Below are 14,880 nucleotides of genomic sequence, written 5' to 3' on the forward strand. Positions count from 1 at the left end.
GTTTCGCTATCAGCAGTGTACAGACGCATTAGGTCACGAATAATTTGTGCGGTTGGGCTAGCTATTATTGGAATCTGAACTGAGCCCAGGCTACAATCAGACCATAATAGTCAGATTTATGGAGACGGTTATGCCCCGTTGGCAAATACAGGAAGCAAAGGCTCGGATGTCCGAGCTCATCAAGCGCGCGCAGGAGCGACCCCAAGACATTACCTCGCACGGTAAATCCGTTGCGGTGGTAATGTCGCGCGCAGCATTTGATCGCCTCTCCCAAAGGGATGGATCGCTCGTAGATCTCATGCGCCGCTCGCCGTTTTATGGAGCGGACGACCTCGATCTTGAGCGGGACAAGAGCCTTACACGCGAGATTTCGCTTTGAGTTATCTCTTGGACACCAATGTACTTTCGGAACTGCGCCGCAAGGCACCAAACCCGGCCGTGCTTCAGTGGTTCACACATAGACCGGCCTCAACGCTTTATCTGAGCGTTTTGACGCTTGGAGAAATTCGCAAAGGGGTCGAAGCTATCTCGAAGGTTGATCGCCGACAGTTACTGGTGGATTGGCTCGAGACTGAACTCTCGGCCTTCTTCATAGGGCGTATTCTGTCTGTGGATGTCGCCGTAGCCGATCGATGGGGCCGGTTGGTTGCTGCGGCAGGCCGGCCCTTGCCTGCAATAGATAGTCTGCTGGCGGCAACCGCGCTCGAGCACGATCTGGTGCTTGTCACGCGCAATACCAAAGACTTTGAGAGCCTGGGTGTCTCACTGATCAACCCTTGGGATACCAGCCCGGGTTGATCGGCTGGACAACACCGAGAGCCGCCGCTGGCCGTCGCCAGGCCCAACGTGTCTTTTCCACGCGTTTGCGCTTAGCGCGCAAACTGAAACTGCTCAAACTGATGGAGCTTTTCCTCGATCCGCCTTTTATGCCGGGAAGCCTTGCCCTGGCCCACCCAGCTCCATTGCTGCAGCAGCAGCTTGCGGCGTTCACGGTCGGCTTTCAGATCAACGACGGCAACGATTTCGCCGTCGACCAGCACGGGCAGACCCATATACCCGTAGATACGTTTTTCCTTGGGCACATAAGCCTCGAACACATGCTTGTAGCCGAAGAATAGTTCGAGCCTTTTGCGCTGGATGATCAGCGGGTCGAAGGGCGAAAGCACATGTACGCCTTCAGCGGTGTCTGGGACATCGGCCAGCAATTCAGGGCAAGCCCAGTGTTCCAGCTTGCCTGCGCCATCGATGGACACGGGAACCAGCAGCCCCCGGCGAGTACGGGTTTCGATGGCGCGGCGGACGAGCGGTTTTCGTTTCGCGTTCAAATGGCAGATCGAGTCCAGGCTGATAAGCCCTTGCGATCGAAGCGCCCTGTCGAGCAGATATTCGGTGGTTTGGCTCTCGGAAGCGCTTTTGGGCGGGGTGTCCCACTGAAAGTGCCGGTTCATGAGTTCGTACGTCTTCAACATGCCGGTACGCTCGCTGACGGCCAGCTTGCCCGCATAGAAAGCAAACTGCAAAGCACGTTTCGAAGGCTTGCGGCTTGCCCACGCGTGGTCTTTTTCCACCAACGTATCGTCACTGATATCGCGTATGGACAGCGCGCCGTCGTTCCGTATGCGAGTGAGAACTTTACGCAGGTCGCTCTGAGTCACCGAATCGAACCAGCTTTTGGGCGATTTTTGATGGCGCCTCATGTCGGCCATGAAGAACTTCAGGTCGCGTGTTGGGACATAGGACAAGGCGTGCGTCCAGTACTCGAAAACAGTCTTGTCTATAGTCTGCGCCTGGTGCAGGTGACTGCGCTGATATGACGGGATTCGTGTCCAGAGAATATGGTGATGGCTGCGCTCGATCACGTTGATGGTGTCGATCTGCACATAACCCAAATGCTCGATCGCCGCGAGCACGGCTTTCGCATCGTCGCCGAATGGCGCCACCGTATCCAGCCTCTGAGCGCGCAGCCAGATATGACGTGCCTGCAATGGAGTCAACGAAGCGGGGGAGGTGGGATGCTGTGCCATACGAACCTGACATTGCCGAATTTGTTTAGAGGAAAATTATACGGTCAGGCACTGGTCGCCTGTCATTCGACGATAAAGGTCTAAAATCAGGCCAGAAATACACTCGGGTCGACATTGCTTCGATAGAGCGAGATGCTCCCGGTCTTTCATCTTGAACTGACCGTGCCGATTCGATTCTTTCCTTCAGGAGAAGAACTTGCCTAGCCTACTGCCCAATGTCGATCCAGACGGACTTCTGGAATATTCCGTGGTCTATACCGACCGTGCAATAAATCACATGTCGAACGTTTTTCAAGGCGTAATGAAAGACATTTCCAAAACATTAAAACAAGTCTACAACGCGCGATCCGCTATTGTGGTGCCCGGCAGCGGCACCTTTGGCATGGAAGCGGTGGCGCGGCAATTTGCAACAAACAAGCGATGCCTGATCATTCGCACCGGGTGGTTCAGTTTCCGCTGGAGCCAGATTTTCGATATGGGTGGCATTCCTTCGGCCACGACTGTACTTAAGGCGCGCCCAGTCGAAAGCGGCAGCCAAGCGGGCTTCGCGCCGCCTCCTATCGAAGAAGTGCTTGCCGCGATAAAGGCAAACAAGCCCGATCTCGTGTTTGCCCCTCATGTAGAAACCGCCTCTGGAATATTGCTGCCCGACGCCTATATGCGTAAAGTCGCCGACGCCGTTCATGCCGAGGGAGGGCTCTTTGTACTGGACTGCATCGCGTCCGGTGCCCTCTGGGTCGACATGCGGGCGATCGGGGTGGATGTGCTGATCAGCGCGCCGCAAAAAGGCTGGAGCGCCTCGGCGTGTTGCGCCCTGGTCATGCTAAGCCCCTTGGCGCGAGAAAAAATCGACGCCACCGTCAGCACCAGCTTTGCCTGCGATTTACGCAAATGGATGCAGATCATGGAGGCCTACGAACAAGGCGGCTTTGCCTACCACGCCACCATGCCTACCGATGCTCTCACTGTCTTGCGCAACGTCATGGCCGAGACAGAAACGTATGGCTTCGATAAGGTTCGCGCGGAACAGCAGAAACTGGGTGACGCCGTGCGCGCGCTGCTAGCCGAAAGAGGTTTCAAGAGCGTCGCGGCAAAAGGCTTTGAAGCGCCTGGTGTCGTCGTCAGCTATACCGATGACGAAGGCATACACTCCGCCAAAAAATTCACGCAGGCGGGTTTGCAGGCCGCCGCTGGCGTGCCGCTGCAATGCGACGAACCGGCGGATTTCAAGACGTTTCGCATTGGCCTCTTCGGCCTGGACAAGCTGCACAATATCGAGCGCACCACAGGGCGCCTGGCAAAGGCACTGGACGAGATCGTTTAGGGCTTTTGTTGAAATTGCCAAACGCAAGTAGTACGGGCGTCCGGCGTGATGCCGGCACGGCCGGTGGGTTTTTGGGCCCAACTGGGGAAAGCCGGCCTGTCCGCCGTATGCTGGTGTTCACAACCATCGCGCTCGCGTTGTTGATGATGTCGATCGACTTGACGATTGTGGCGACGGCGTTGCGCTCTTTGCAACATGGGCTGCACACGTCAATCAACTGGGCCGGATGGACCATTACGGCGTACTCGTTCGGTTTCGTGTTGATGCTGCCGATCAGTGGCAAGCTCAGCGAGCGGTATGGTCGCCGCCGGGTGTTCCTCGGTTCGACCATCGCGTTCACTGTGGCCTCGCTGTGCTGCGGGCTGGCCGACAACATCTTCGTGCTCATCGCGTTACGCGCGGTGCAGGCGGCCGGCGGGGCGGGCTTCACGCCGTCGGCAACCGGGATCGTCGTCGACTATTTTGGCGACGAGCGTGATCGGGTAGTTAGCCTGTTTGGCAGCATCTTTCCGGTCGGTGCAATGATCGGACCCATATTCGGTGGGCTGTTTGTGTCTTATTGGACTTGGCGCGGCGTGTTCTTCGTCAATGTGCCGATCGGGATCGTGGTTATCGTGCTGGCGTTGCGCTACATCCCACGCGACCCGCCGCGGGCCAAGCAGCGCCGTCATGGGATGGACGCCACCGGGATGGTGTTGCTTGGTGGCGGCCTGCTCCTGGGCATGCTTGCTGTCAGTACCCTTGGCGAAAAGAACGCACATGTGTGGTCACTCGCATTTGCGGTACTGTTGGCCATCTCGATCATCTGCGTGTGTCTATTTGTGCGCCACATAAACCACGCTGCGCACCCATTTATCGCCCCTCGCCTGGTCTACGGGCCGGGCTTTGGCACGGTCAACCTCGTCAACATGATTTACGGCGGTGTCACCAACGGGGCGGTGGCGCTCATACCGCTGTATGCGGCCAACCGCTACGGTATGGATGCTCTCGACTCCGGCACATTGCTGATCGCGCAAGGGGTCGCTGCTATTTTGCTGTCTGTCATGGCTGCCCTGGCGCTACGGCGCACCGGTCACCGGCGGCCGCTGTACGCCGGTGGCATTACTATCGCGCTCGGGATGCTGCTGCTCGCTCTTAGCCCGGTCGCGGGTGTGTCACCGTACGTGTGGTTGGCCGGCTCCGCCTTTCTTGTCGGCGCCGGCGGTGGGGCGCTCAACCCAGCCAGTCGCAACGCCGGGCTGCAGCTGGCGCCTGAGCATTCGTCGACCCTCGCCGCATTACGCTCCGGATCCCTCCAGATCGGGTCGATCACCACCGTCTCGATAGCCACTGCGATCCTCACCAGTTCCGGTGACCCCGGCGGCGTCCAGGCCTGGGTCTATGTCGTGGTGGCTTTGCTGCTCATTGCTCTTTTACCCTTGATCACCCGCGTGCCGGAGCACCATGGTTCGTGGTAAGCCGACAATATCGGCAAAACATTGAGTTATCTCTTGGGCGCTACTGAACTTTCAGCCTTTGTTATAGCCTTATGTATATCCCATTGACATATCCCATTTTTCTTGACACAATGACCTTATCGCATGCAGCCATATTAAGGGGGAGTAGCCATGACCCAGAGCACACTTTTCATGAACAACCGAAGTCAATCCGTGCGCTTGCCAAAAGCGGTAGCGTTCCCTGCAACCGTCAAACAGGTCGAGGTCATTGTGGTGAATGGCGCGCGCATTATCACCCCTGCTGGCGGCGGTTGGGATAGTTGGTTCGATGGCCCGAGTGTTACATCCGACTTTATGAGCGAACGCGATCAGCCTAAAGATCAAACACGAGAGTCGCTTTGATGTTGAGGTACATGCTTGATACCAATATCTGCATTTTCATCATTAAGAATAGACCTGTTCAGGTACGCGAACGCTTCGCCAGACACCCTGCGCAGTTGTGCATCAGCACGATTACACTGATGGAATTGATCTATGGGGCTGAAAAATCGGTCAACGCAGCCGCCAACTTATCGGTAGTTGAGGGTTTTACAGCCCGGCTCGATGTGCTCGACTTCAGCTTTGACGCAGCGGCGCATGCGGGTCAGGTTCGAGCAGAGCTTGCCAAACTCGGCACACCCATCGGCCCATATGATTCGCAAATAGCCGGCCATGCTCGTGCGCTTGGCCTTGTTCTGGTGACCAATAACACGCGAGAATTTGAGCGGGTTCCTGGTTTGCGAGTTGAAGATTGGATTTAGCCGCTTCGACTTAATGGGAATCAATACTGGGACAATGACCCGCGGCGGCATGTTTCTCCATATCGTCAACCACAAGACCTATCATCGCGGCTGGGTTAGCCAGATGTTCTTTGATGTCGGTATGAAACCGCCGCAGACAGACCTTAGTGTCTACCTTTGTGAGGTATGAAATCCGGCGCCGCACGTATCCTCTCCGCCAACACCAGCAACGGTCCGCGAAGCCTGGCAACCGCTCCTTCAATCGGCTCGTCAGTCGTAACGCTCACGTTCAACGCGTACCCTCCATCGCCGCCAAGAACAACCGGGGTCGCCAGTGCGACAACATTGGGTAGCCATGAAGCAGCGCAGTAGCCAAGCGTGTGCACGCCGGCGATCGCCGAATCGATTTCTTCTTTTATTGCGTCCCAATGCCGAGGGTGCCTGAGTCGAAAAAGCTCAAACAACGATGCCCGCTGCTCAACCGACAGTGTGGACAGCCAGGCCCGGCCCAAAGAGGTTGAATCCATCGGTATTCTTTGCCCCGGCATCACCGTGCGGACCGACGTCCTGCTGCCAAGCCTGACCGACGCCAAATAAACCATCTCGTCCCTGTCCGCTAAGGCAATAAATACCGTTAAATACCGCAAAATGCCCGAACCTCATCGTGGGTAAAAACAACGTCGACCGTTGAATCCGGCGCCATATTTTCCATTGCGTCGATCATTGCGCGAAACAGGGTAACGGCCGCGGGGGATAGGCTCCTGCCTTTCTTTTTCACTACATGAAGCTGGCGCCGGATATTGGGACGCGTCAGTGGCTGGAAGCGCAGGCCATCCACCACCAAGGACTTGGCCGCCAAGGCCGGCAGGGCGCTATATCCGAACCCTTGGCTCAGCAATGCCTGAAGAGACGCGACGCCGCTCACTTCATAAGCCGTACTTTTGAATAGGCCTGCCACTTTCGGTTCCATATCAAGTAGTGTACGTATACCGTTTGCCTTGTTTAGCCGCACCATTGTGTGGCGTGACAGTTTGTTCCATGTCAATGGTGCCGTCTCTTCGGATAGGGGGTGCGTCTTGTTGCAAACCGCCCCATAGGCATCCGTGAGAAGAAGCGCCGTATCGAGCTCCGGGATCGGCTGGAACAGTGTGGTGACGCCGAAGTCGGCTTCGCCCGACAATATCATTTGGGCGACGCTTTGAGTGGTGCCTTCCGTCAACCGTGTGTGTATGCCCGGGTAATGCGAAGCCATTTGTATCAGCGCCGGTGTCAATACATAGGTAATGAATGATCCCGCTGCGCATACGGCGACGGAGCCGCGTTCGCGAGCGGCCACCATCTGCAGGTTCTCCAGAGCGTCTTCCAGGTCGCGCAGCAGTCGCTGCGCGGCAGGCAGAAACAGCGCTCCTTGCGTTGTCAGCACAACGGCTCTTGTGGATCGGTCGAACATTTGCATGCCGATTTCTTCTTCCAGTGCCTTGATCGATGAAGTAAGCGTGGACTGGGTGACATGGAGGCTATTGGCGGCCTGCGTAAAGCTACATTCAGCCGCTATGGCTACAAATGCCCGTATTTGCTTGAGAGTGACGTTATTCATTGAATAAACCAATTAATAGATCGAAATTATTCGTTTGTGCTGGCATAAATCGCAGTTTAGAGTCTTATGCAATGTTTGTGATCTTTATCAAGGAAAAAAATGCCATGGGCGCAGTGAAAAACGTACTTTCCGCCGATATTCCCGTCAAAATAGAAGGGCCGGCGGCATGGAAGGGTGCGGAAATGGTCGGTAATTCGGAATGGATCCATACGTTGGATGCGTCCGATATCGAAGAAATCGATCGGGCTCTGCGTGCCTTTCATGCCGGAGGGCTGTCGATGGGAGACATCAATCCCCAGACTTTTCCGTTGCCCAGCTTTTCAAATCGCCTCAAGCAGATCCTGAGTGAAATACTCGAGGGAAGAGGCTTCGTCCTGCTGCGTGGCCTGCCCGTTGAACGGTACGGCAAGGAAGATTCAGCCATTGCCTACCTCGGGATCGGTTCGCATCTTGGCGGCTTCCGCTCACAGAACGCGAAGGGGCATTTACTGGGCCATGTGCGGGATATGGGCGCCGATATTTCCCAGGCAAAGACTCGGTATTATCAAACCAACCGCGGGTTGGAGTATCACACCGATTCCTGCGATATCGTCGGCCTGCTGTGCCTGCGAACAGCCAAAGCCGGTGGGGAGAGCCGGATTGCCAGTTCGGTAACAATCTATAACGCAATGATGGCGCGAAGGCCGGATCTTGCCGCCCAGCTATTCCATGCTTTTCCCACCGACCGCAGGGGGGAAATCCCTGAAGGGATGAAACCTTGGTTCGAGGTGCCGGTTTTCAACTGGTATGCCGGTTATCTGACGACGATTTATTCCGGCCAGTACATTCGTAGCGCCCAGAAGAATTTTCCACAGGCCAGGCGACTGACCGAGCTGGAAACAGAGGCGCTGGAAATGTTGGATAACCTTACCAACGATCCCCGCCTGAACCTGCAGATGGAGTTCAGGGTGGGGGATATGCAATTTCTTCACAATCAGCAGATATTGCATTCCCGGGCCGACTTCGAAGATTGGCCGGAGCCGGAACGCCGCAGGCATTTACTCAGGTTGTGGCTGGCGCCCAAGAATGCGCGCCCGCTGCCCGAAAGCTTTGCGGCAAGATACGGTTCGCTGGAGCCAGGAAACCGCGGAGGCATTGTGGTGAAGGATACTCGCCTGACATTTTCGCTGGAGGACCTCTAGGTATCGATGATCAGGCGTGTCTTGGTACATGAACACGCAACACCATTATGTGCACGCACCGGGTGCTGACTTATAGAGGGCCGGAAAACTTCAAATCGAAAATATAACGGAGACAACTATCATGAAAGCAAAATGGTTTGCAGCGAGCGTGGTGATGGCCATATCGGCGGGTGCTTATATGCCGCAGGCTTATGCCGAGGCAAAGGAGATTCGCATAGCGAAGCAATATGGCATCGGGTACTTGCCGTTAGCCATCATGGAACATGATCATTTGGTGGAAAAACACGCCAAGGCGGCGGGTATTGAAAAGCTCGACGTTACATGGGCGTCTTTTGCCGGCGCCAATGTCATGAATGATGCCTTGTTGTCCAATTCACTGGACTTTGCCGCGGTGGGAACAACGTCGTTGCCCATTATGTGGAGCAAGACAGAAGGAAGCAGGCAAGAAGTAAAGGGGGCCTGTGCCATCGTATCGTCGCCCCTGTTTTTGAATACCCGCAATCCTAAGGTGAAATCAATACGCGACCTTACCGACCAGGACAAGATCGCCTTGCCGGCCGTAAAGGTATCCATCCAGGCCATGATCCTGCAAATGGCCGCCGCTCAGGCGTTTGGCGAGGCTCAGGTGAACAAGCTGGATCGCCTGACGATTAGCCGCTCACACCCCGACGCCATGGCTGCGCTATTGTCCGGCACAGGAGAGATTAATGGCCATTTCACCTGGGCGCCGTTCCAATATCGTGAGCTGAAAAATCCGGCTGTGCATACCATACTCAATTCGTTCGACGTGCTGGGTGGGTCCGCCACGACCGTGGTCATGCTTACGACGAAGCGATTTCATGATGAAAACCCCAAGCTTTACCAGGCGTTCCTGGGGGCTGTGGCCGAGGCAACCGAAATCATCAATAACGACAAGCGTCATGCCGCGCAGGTTTATCTCGATACAACGAAAGATAAAGACACCGTCGAAAATATCGTAAAGATGCTTGGAGATCCCCAGGTGAAATACACCACCATGCCAGAGAACATTTTCCGGTTTACGGATTTCATGCATCGTATGGGCACCATCAAGAAAGTGCCGGCGTCATGGCAGGACATGTTTTTTCCCGAGGTGTTCAGCATGAACAAGGCCTCCGCTGCGTCGACACCCAAGTGACAGGTTGTCCGGTGGTATAAAGACAAATTGAACCGGCATGGCGGAGACAAAGATAGTGGAAATCTTCAATCATTTCATTGACGGCCAATATGTGGAGCCGGTAAGCGGGTTGTGGGTGGACAGCATCGACCCCTATCTGGGCCAGCCGTGGGCGAAGATTCCTCGCGGCTGCGAAAAAGACGTGGATCGCGCCGTGCGGGCTGCCGCCCGCTCCATGCGGGAGGGGCCCTGGGCCACGATGACCGCGACCGAGCGCGGCCGACTGATGCTGCGCCTGGCCGACCTGGTGGAGTCCAATACGGAGCGGCTGGCGGAAATCGAGGTGCGCGACAACGGAAAGCTGTACGCCGAAATGTATGGGCAACTGAAGTATCACCCCAACTGGTGGCGTTATTTCGCGGGCTTGGCGGACAAGATTGAAGGCCGCGTCATGCCGATCGACAAGCCCGAGCACTTTGCCTTTACGCGCAAAGAGCCCATAGGCGTCGTCGGCGCCATCACTGCCTGGAACTCCCCATTGCTGTTCGTCGCCTGGAAATGCGCCGCGGCGATTGCGGCCGGTTGTTCCGTTGTGCTCAAACCGTCGGAATATGCGTCGGTATCGACGCTCGCGTTTGCCGATCTGACCCGTGAAGCCGGATTTCCGGACGGCGTATTCAACGTCGTGGCCGGCTACGGTCATGAAGTGGGGTCCGCGCTTGTGGACCACCCGCTGGTAGCGAAGATTACCTTTACGGGGTCGGATTCGACGGGTGCGAAAATCTACGCGCAAGCGGCAAAGAGCCTCAAGCGCGTCACTCTCGAGCTGGGTGGCAAATCGCCCAACATCGTCTTCGACGATTGCAACCAGAAGGCCGCGGCGTCGGGCGTCGTGTCGGGCATTTTCGCCGCGGCGGGACAAACCTGTATCGCAGGCTCGAGATTGCTCGTGCAGAACTCGATCAAAGAAGCATTTTGCGAGCGATTGGTGGAACTGGGCCGCACCGCAAAAAAAGGAAATCCGATGTCTCCCGACACGAACATCGGCCCAATCACTACACCGGCCCAATACCAAAAGGTGCTTGACTATATCGGCATCGCCAAGGGGGAGGGCGCGCGTTGCCTGCTGGGCGGCGGCCCGGCAACTTCCCCTGATTTGCCCGGCGGGCAGTTTGTGGAACCCACTATCTTCACGGACGTCAAGCCCGATATGCGAATCGCCCGGGAAGAGGTGTTTGGCCCCGTGCTATCGGTCATCGGTTTCGATGACGAGGCAGAGGCCATTCGCCTGGCCAATGACACCATCTACGGCCTGGCTGCGGGTTTATGGACCAAGGACATGGGCCGGGCCATGCGAGTGTCCGCCGCCATCCGGGCCGGAACCGTGTGGGTGAATACATACCGCGCGGTCAGCTACATGATGCCTTTTGGCGGCATGAAGCAGTCGGGCATCGGACGTGAAAGCGGCATCGAATCGATCGAGGGGTTTCTCGAGACAAAAAGCACCTGGATTTCCTATAGCGAGCAGGTTCCGGAAAATCCGTTTGTGCTTCGCTGAGATCCGCAGGTGCTTGCGTCAACCGGAGCCGTGCTTCTTCGGCGACGCTCACCTGTAAGGTTGTTTCGATTACTCGCTCATGGCGTCGGCAGGGACCTCGGCGCTTCGCTTGGGTCGGCGGACGGCTCTTACCTTTCCGCTGTTGCCGCCTCCGCAGAAGAACTGATCGCCGCCATCGGACTCGAGTCCCGACACGCCGACCCCTGGCGGCATTTCGAGCACCTCCAGGACCTCTCCCGATCGAGGATCGACCCGCCTTAATTCGCTCGCGTCATCCTCCCAGGTGCCGTGCCAGAGGTCCCCGTCAACCCAGGTGACCCCGGTGACGTGGCGGTTGGATTCGATGGTGCGAAGAATCGCCCCCGTTTGCGGGTCGATCTGGCGGATCTTCCGGTCCCGATGCTGGCCCACCCAGAGCGTCCCTTCGGCCCAGGCTAGCCCGGAGTCGCCGCCTGCACCCGCGGGTGCGGGGATCGAGGCGAGCACGCGGCCGGTCTTCAGGTCGATCTTCTGGATGCGATCGTCGGCGATCTGAAACAGGTGCTGGCCGTCGAAGGCTGTGCCTGCCTGTGCGGCGACATCGATCGAGCGCAGCGTTTTCCCGCTTGCCGGATCGAGGGCATTTAGTTTGTCGCCGACGGCGAGCCAGACGTGCTGGCCGTCGTACGTGACGCCGCCCACATTGTTGACGCCCGGAAAGGGTCCATACTCGCGGATGATTTTGGCTGCTGACTTATTCATGGTTCCATCCTAATCGTTTGGTAGTGGAACAGGGAGTAACAAAGTGGTCGTGAATCCCGGAACGGGCGGGGCCACCCAGCAGCGAGCTCGCCCGCGACCGAACGATTGCACCTTGCCGGTTGTTGCAAGCAAGTCGAGTGCCCGCTGTACGGTGCGCTGGCTGGCTCCAAGCGCAAGGGCCAGGGCCGAGCTGGACCACGACTCGCCGTCGGCGAGAAAGGCGAGCACCGCTGCATGTTTTTCCTCGACCGGCCGCGTCAGTATGACGACCTCGCGGGCGTGGTGCGGCACCAGCACAAATCCTCGCTGGGTGGCGCTTACATCGGCCAGCGGCAGAAGCGCCTTGCGCAGCCGCCCGATTTCGACTCGCAGCCTCGCGCGATACGATTCATCGGCGTGCTTTGCCCGGAAGGCCCGTGCGACGAGGGTATCCCTTGACACGTCTGCCGGCCATGCTTCGCCCAGCACGCGCGCTAGCGCGAACAGCACTGGGCGCCTCGCGAGCGTGACCGCCGTGCGTGGCGCCCGCACGGCGTGGCGGCACGCGTCCACGACGAGCGTCTCTGACACCAGTAACGCTTCAACCTCCTCGAGCAGGAGGAGCCGCTCTTCGCCACGCGCAATCAAACGCGCCGCGGGCGTATTCAAGACAAGGGATGCGCTTTCGACCTCCGCCGTCAGCGCGGGGATGCCTGCGTGGCGTGCGGCGTGCCCGGCCCGGATCAGAGCTGCGCGCGCCGTCTTCGTTTGCAGGCGCCGCATGGCGATTCCGGCCGCGACCAGCTCATGGGCGGCCCTCGACGCGGGCGGGAGGAGGGCGGGGTCGAGTTTGGCGAGCATACCCTCGGCCTCGTCGAGGCGCCCGATCAGGAGAAGGCGCCGGGCCTCAAGATACCGCGCATGTGCGGCATTGACCCGGTCGCCATGCTCTTCGAGCGTTGCCCGCGCCGCATCGAGCGCTTTTGCGGACCAGCCCAGGTCGCGCGAGGCGAGGGCGATCTCGGCCTGGGCGACGACGCACCTTGCGCGGGCCATCGCCTCTTTCGGGCCGAAGGCGCGCGCCGCTCTGCGCACGAGAGCCTTCGCCCGGACGAAATCGCCCAGCTGCGCCATCGCGATGCCTCGCAGCGCAAGCGCGGGCGCGTCGTCGCGCAGGGCGACCCGGTTCAATGCGCCCAGGGGGTCACCCGCCGCGAGCGCGCGGGCCGCGGCCGTGATCAGCAAGTCCATTTGAATCCCGCCACACTTGTCACTCCCACCTTCCGATGCCCGATATTAATCTATCACACAAGCACCCACCACTACGCCGTATCGGCCATGGGGCAAACGGCGTAGAACACTCGAAGGAGAGAAAAATGATGACGACCACACACATGACCGGAACACGCCAAGAGTGGCTGGCCTCGCGGCTCGAGTTGCTCAAGGCCGAGAAGGAACTGACGCGGCGCAGCGACGAGCTGGCGCGGCAGCGCCAGGCGCTGCCGTGGGTCCGGGTCGACAAGATGTACCGGTTCGACACCGATGAAGGGAGCGCCTCGCTGGCCGATCTTTTCAGAGGGCGTTCGCAACTTCTTGTCTACCATTTCATGTTCGGACCCGATTACAAGGCGGGGTGTCCGTCCTGCTCGGCGATCGCGGACGGGTTCGACGGCTTTGCCGTTCATCTGGCGAATCACGACGTGACGCTTTCGGCGGTGTCGCGTGCGCCTCTGGCGAAGCTGCAGGCGTACAAGCGGCGGATGGGGTGGACGTTTCCCTGGGCGTCTTCGGCCGGCGGCGAATTCAACTTCGACTTCAACGTTTCGTTCACTGAAGAGCAACAACGCGAAGGAGCCATTGAATACAACTACGAGCGCGGCGGCCACGCCATGGACGCTGTACAGGTTCCGGAAATCGTTGTCCAGATCGCGGCCGGATGCGGAACCGACCCGGCCACGTTCTCGCGCGACAGGCCGGGCTTGAGCGCGTTCGTGCTCGAAGACGGCGTCGTCTACCACACCTATTCCACTTATGCACGCGGGCTGGACGGCCTTTGGGGCATGTACCAGTGGCTCGACCGCGCCCCCAAGGGGCGCAACGAGACAGGCATCTGGTGGAGCCGCCACGACGAATACGCCAAGGGCTGACGGGTCATGGATACCGCCGCGATGTCGATGATGTGGATGCGGATGCCCGGGCAGACGTGGCCCGGCGCCGCGGCGTCGTTCCTGGGCCTGTGGGTCGTGATGATGGCAGCGATGATGCTGCCATCCCTCGCGCCCATGCTTTGGCGCTACCGCCAGGCCGTGGGCGGAACAGGCCTGGCGCGTCTGGCCTGGCTGATGGCGCTGGTGGGCGCGGGGTATTTCCTCGTGTGGGCCGCATTCGGATTGGTCGCCTTTGTGCTGGGCGTTGCTCTGGCAGGGGCCCAGAGGCGGTTGCCGGCGTTGGCGCACGCTGTTCCGATTGCGGCCGGTGTGGTCGTTTTGTTTGCCGGCGCGCTCCAGTTCACCGCGTGGAAGGCGCAACACCTTGCCTGCTGCCGAGAAGCGCCTGGGCGGGGCCATGCGTTGCCGGCGGACGCCGGCACGGCCTGGAGACACGGCCTGCGCCTTGGCCTGCACTGCGGCTACTGTTGCGCCGGCCTGATGGCGATCCTTCTTGTCATAGGCCTGATGGACCTGCGCGCGATGGTGGTCGTGACGGCGGCCATCACCGCCGAACGTCTCGCCCCGGCAGGCGAGCGCGTCGCACGGGTTATCGGGGTTGTAGCCGCCGAGGCGGGGTTGTGGCTGATCGTCAACGCTTTGTAGCGGCACCCCTTCGTTTTGTGGCGGTACTCTTTTCGTTTTGTAGCGGCACCCCTTGTGGGTGCCATCTACGCAATAACCTGTACCCTGTTTATTGAAAAATGGCAGCCACAAGGGCTGCCGCTACATGATTCACGGCTACGTCCTTGCCCCGGCGCTCGCAGGCCACACGAGGGGGCTTCCGTACGGGATCGGTTACGATGAAGGCCGTATCGATCACCTGCCCAGATCCGGAGCCCCCTGAACGTGCAATCCCCTTTCCCTCCGCTCGCGCATCAACCCCAGTATGTCCTGGTCGCCGAGCCCCTGAAGTGCC

General features: G+C 58.7%; 17 protein-coding genes. 12 read left to right on the forward strand and 5 right to left on the reverse strand.

Annotated elements, in window-relative coordinates:
* The first annotated feature begins 130 nt into the window (after positions 1 to 130).
* On the forward strand, positions 131 to 379 hold the full coding sequence (locus EDC26_RS12005; protein ID WP_132582884.1) for a type II toxin-antitoxin system Phd/YefM family antitoxin: 249 nt from the start codon (positions 131 to 133) through the stop codon (positions 377 to 379).
* Complete coding sequence (locus EDC26_RS12010; RefSeq protein ID WP_132582886.1) at positions 376 to 798, forward strand: type II toxin-antitoxin system VapC family toxin; 423 nt, start codon at positions 376 to 378, stop codon at positions 796 to 798. Before EDC26_RS12005 ends, EDC26_RS12010 begins: the two co-directional genes overlap by 4 nt.
* Before the next feature lie 71 nt (positions 799 to 869).
* Here the strand turns inward: EDC26_RS12010 and EDC26_RS12015 are convergent, their stop codons facing one another.
* Positions 870 to 2,024, reverse strand: a complete 1,155-nt coding sequence (locus EDC26_RS12015) for a winged helix-turn-helix domain-containing protein (RefSeq protein WP_132582888.1) — start codon at positions 2,022 to 2,024, stop codon at positions 870 to 872.
* 196 nt (positions 2,025 to 2,220) lie between these two features.
* On the opposite strand from EDC26_RS12015, the gene EDC26_RS12020 reads away from it, so the two are divergent.
* The 5 genes from EDC26_RS12020 (at position 2,221) to EDC26_RS12040 (ending at position 5,753) form a co-directional block, all read left to right on the forward strand.
* Complete coding sequence (locus EDC26_RS12020; protein WP_132582890.1) at positions 2,221 to 3,348, forward strand: aminotransferase class V-fold PLP-dependent enzyme; 1,128 nt, start codon at positions 2,221 to 2,223, stop codon at positions 3,346 to 3,348.
* A gap of 107 nt (positions 3,349 to 3,455) precedes the next feature.
* Entirely contained in the window at positions 3,456 to 4,805 is a 1,350-nt protein-coding gene (locus EDC26_RS12025; RefSeq protein WP_165931020.1) for an MFS transporter, read from the forward strand.
* Positions 4,806 to 4,955: 150 nt separating this feature from the next.
* On the forward strand, positions 4,956 to 5,186 hold the full coding sequence (vapB, locus tag EDC26_RS12030) for a type II toxin-antitoxin system VapB family antitoxin (protein ID WP_132582894.1): 231 nt from the start codon (positions 4,956 to 4,958) through the stop codon (positions 5,184 to 5,186).
* Positions 5,187 to 5,197: 11 nt separating this feature from the next.
* Positions 5,198 to 5,584 carry a type II toxin-antitoxin system tRNA(fMet)-specific endonuclease VapC gene (vapC, locus tag EDC26_RS12035; RefSeq protein WP_341802616.1) on the forward strand — a complete coding sequence of 129 codons (387 nt, stop codon included), beginning with the start codon at positions 5,198 to 5,200 and terminating at the stop codon, positions 5,582 to 5,584.
* Positions 5,585 to 5,633: 49 nt separating this feature from the next.
* Positions 5,634 to 5,753, forward strand: coding sequence for a DinB family protein (locus EDC26_RS12040; RefSeq protein ID WP_243700906.1), 120 nt, complete (start codon positions 5,634 to 5,636; stop codon positions 5,751 to 5,753).
* On the opposite strand, the gene EDC26_RS12045 is transcribed toward EDC26_RS12040, so the two are convergent.
* Together EDC26_RS12045 and EDC26_RS12050 are read right to left on the reverse strand one after the other, a co-directional pair.
* Positions 5,728 to 6,090 (reverse strand): IclR family transcriptional regulator, encoded by a 363-nt coding sequence (locus tag EDC26_RS12045; protein WP_132582898.1) that lies wholly within the window; start codon positions 6,088 to 6,090, stop codon positions 5,728 to 5,730. The genes EDC26_RS12040 and EDC26_RS12045 overlap by 26 nt on opposite strands.
* A gap of 107 nt (positions 6,091 to 6,197) precedes the next feature.
* A complete protein-coding gene (locus EDC26_RS12050; RefSeq protein WP_132582900.1) occupies positions 6,198 to 7,160 on the reverse strand; it encodes a LysR family transcriptional regulator in 963 nt (320 codons plus the stop codon).
* Between EDC26_RS12050 and EDC26_RS12055 the strand changes: the two genes are divergently transcribed.
* The 3 genes from EDC26_RS12055 (at position 7,160) to EDC26_RS12065 (ending at position 11,034) form a co-directional block, all read left to right on the forward strand.
* Positions 7,160 to 8,341 (forward strand): TauD/TfdA family dioxygenase, encoded by a 1,182-nt coding sequence (locus EDC26_RS12055; RefSeq protein ID WP_243700899.1) that lies wholly within the window; start codon positions 7,160 to 7,162, stop codon positions 8,339 to 8,341. The genes EDC26_RS12050 and EDC26_RS12055 overlap by 1 nt on opposite strands.
* Positions 8,342 to 8,462: 121 nt before the next feature.
* Positions 8,463 to 9,497, forward strand: a complete 1,035-nt coding sequence (locus tag EDC26_RS12060) for an ABC transporter substrate-binding protein (RefSeq protein WP_132582902.1) — start codon at positions 8,463 to 8,465, stop codon at positions 9,495 to 9,497.
* A 55-nt stretch (positions 9,498 to 9,552) separates the two neighbouring features.
* Positions 9,553 to 11,034, forward strand: a complete 1,482-nt coding sequence (locus EDC26_RS12065; protein ID WP_132583028.1) for an aldehyde dehydrogenase — start codon at positions 9,553 to 9,555, stop codon at positions 11,032 to 11,034.
* A gap of 69 nt (positions 11,035 to 11,103) precedes the next feature.
* Here EDC26_RS12065 and EDC26_RS12070 read toward each other — a convergent pair whose 3' ends face one another.
* Entirely contained in the window at positions 11,104 to 11,775 is a 672-nt protein-coding gene (locus tag EDC26_RS12070) for a Vgb family protein (RefSeq protein WP_132582904.1), read from the reverse strand.
* Positions 11,776 to 11,784: 9 nt separating this feature from the next.
* Positions 11,785 to 13,005 (reverse strand): helix-turn-helix domain-containing protein, encoded by a 1,221-nt coding sequence (locus EDC26_RS12075; protein WP_132582906.1) that lies wholly within the window; start codon positions 13,003 to 13,005, stop codon positions 11,785 to 11,787.
* A 128-nt stretch (positions 13,006 to 13,133) separates the two neighbouring features.
* On the opposite strand from EDC26_RS12075, the gene EDC26_RS12080 reads away from it, so the two are divergent.
* Together EDC26_RS12080 and EDC26_RS12085 are read left to right on the forward strand one after the other, a co-directional pair.
* Complete coding sequence (locus EDC26_RS12080; RefSeq protein ID WP_132583030.1) at positions 13,134 to 13,901, forward strand: DUF899 domain-containing protein; 768 nt, start codon at positions 13,134 to 13,136, stop codon at positions 13,899 to 13,901.
* Between the two features lie 21 nt (positions 13,902 to 13,922).
* Positions 13,923 to 14,567: a DUF2182 domain-containing protein gene (locus tag EDC26_RS12085; RefSeq protein ID WP_243700900.1), complete on the forward strand. Its 645-nt coding sequence runs from the start codon at positions 13,923 to 13,925 to the stop codon at positions 14,565 to 14,567.
* The last annotated feature ends 313 nt before the right edge of the window (positions 14,568 to 14,880 follow it).

The sequence above is a fragment of the Paralcaligenes ureilyticus genome, from assembly GCF_004346225.1.
In the GTDB taxonomy this organism is placed as follows: Bacteria; Pseudomonadota; Gammaproteobacteria; order Burkholderiales; family Burkholderiaceae_B; genus Paralcaligenes; species Paralcaligenes ureilyticus.

Excerpts from the sequence above, each read along its gene's own strand:
- EDC26_RS12005 (WP_132582884.1), top strand. The coding sequence starts at position 131 with ATGCCCCGTTGGCAAATACAGGAAGCAAAGGCTCGGATGTCCGAGCTC.
- EDC26_RS12015 (WP_132582888.1), bottom strand. The coding sequence starts at position 2,024 with ATGGCACAGCATCCCACCTCCCCCGCTTCGTTGACTCCATTGCAGGCA.
- EDC26_RS12025 (WP_165931020.1), top strand. The coding sequence starts at position 3,456 with ATGCTGGTGTTCACAACCATCGCGCTCGCGTTGTTGATGATGTCGATC.
- vapB (WP_132582894.1), top strand. The coding sequence starts at position 4,956 with ATGACCCAGAGCACACTTTTCATGAACAACCGAAGTCAATCCGTGCGC.
- vapC (WP_341802616.1), top strand. The coding sequence starts at position 5,198 with ATGCTTGATACCAATATCTGCATTTTCATCATTAAGAATAGACCTGTT.
- EDC26_RS12040 (WP_243700906.1), top strand. The coding sequence starts at position 5,634 with ATGTTTCTCCATATCGTCAACCACAAGACCTATCATCGCGGCTGGGTT.
- EDC26_RS12045 (WP_132582898.1), bottom strand. The coding sequence starts at position 6,090 with ATGGATTCAACCTCTTTGGGCCGGGCCTGGCTGTCCACACTGTCGGTT.
- EDC26_RS12050 (WP_132582900.1), bottom strand. The coding sequence starts at position 7,160 with ATGAATAACGTCACTCTCAAGCAAATACGGGCATTTGTAGCCATAGCG.
- EDC26_RS12060 (WP_132582902.1), top strand. The coding sequence starts at position 8,463 with ATGAAAGCAAAATGGTTTGCAGCGAGCGTGGTGATGGCCATATCGGCG.
- EDC26_RS12070 (WP_132582904.1), bottom strand. The coding sequence starts at position 11,775 with ATGAATAAGTCAGCAGCCAAAATCATCCGCGAGTATGGACCCTTTCCG.
- EDC26_RS12075 (WP_132582906.1), bottom strand. The coding sequence starts at position 13,005 with ATGGACTTGCTGATCACGGCCGCGGCCCGCGCGCTCGCGGCGGGTGAC.
- EDC26_RS12080 (WP_132583030.1), top strand. The coding sequence starts at position 13,134 with ATGACGACCACACACATGACCGGAACACGCCAAGAGTGGCTGGCCTCG.
- EDC26_RS12085 (WP_243700900.1), top strand. The coding sequence starts at position 13,923 with ATGTCGATGATGTGGATGCGGATGCCCGGGCAGACGTGGCCCGGCGCC.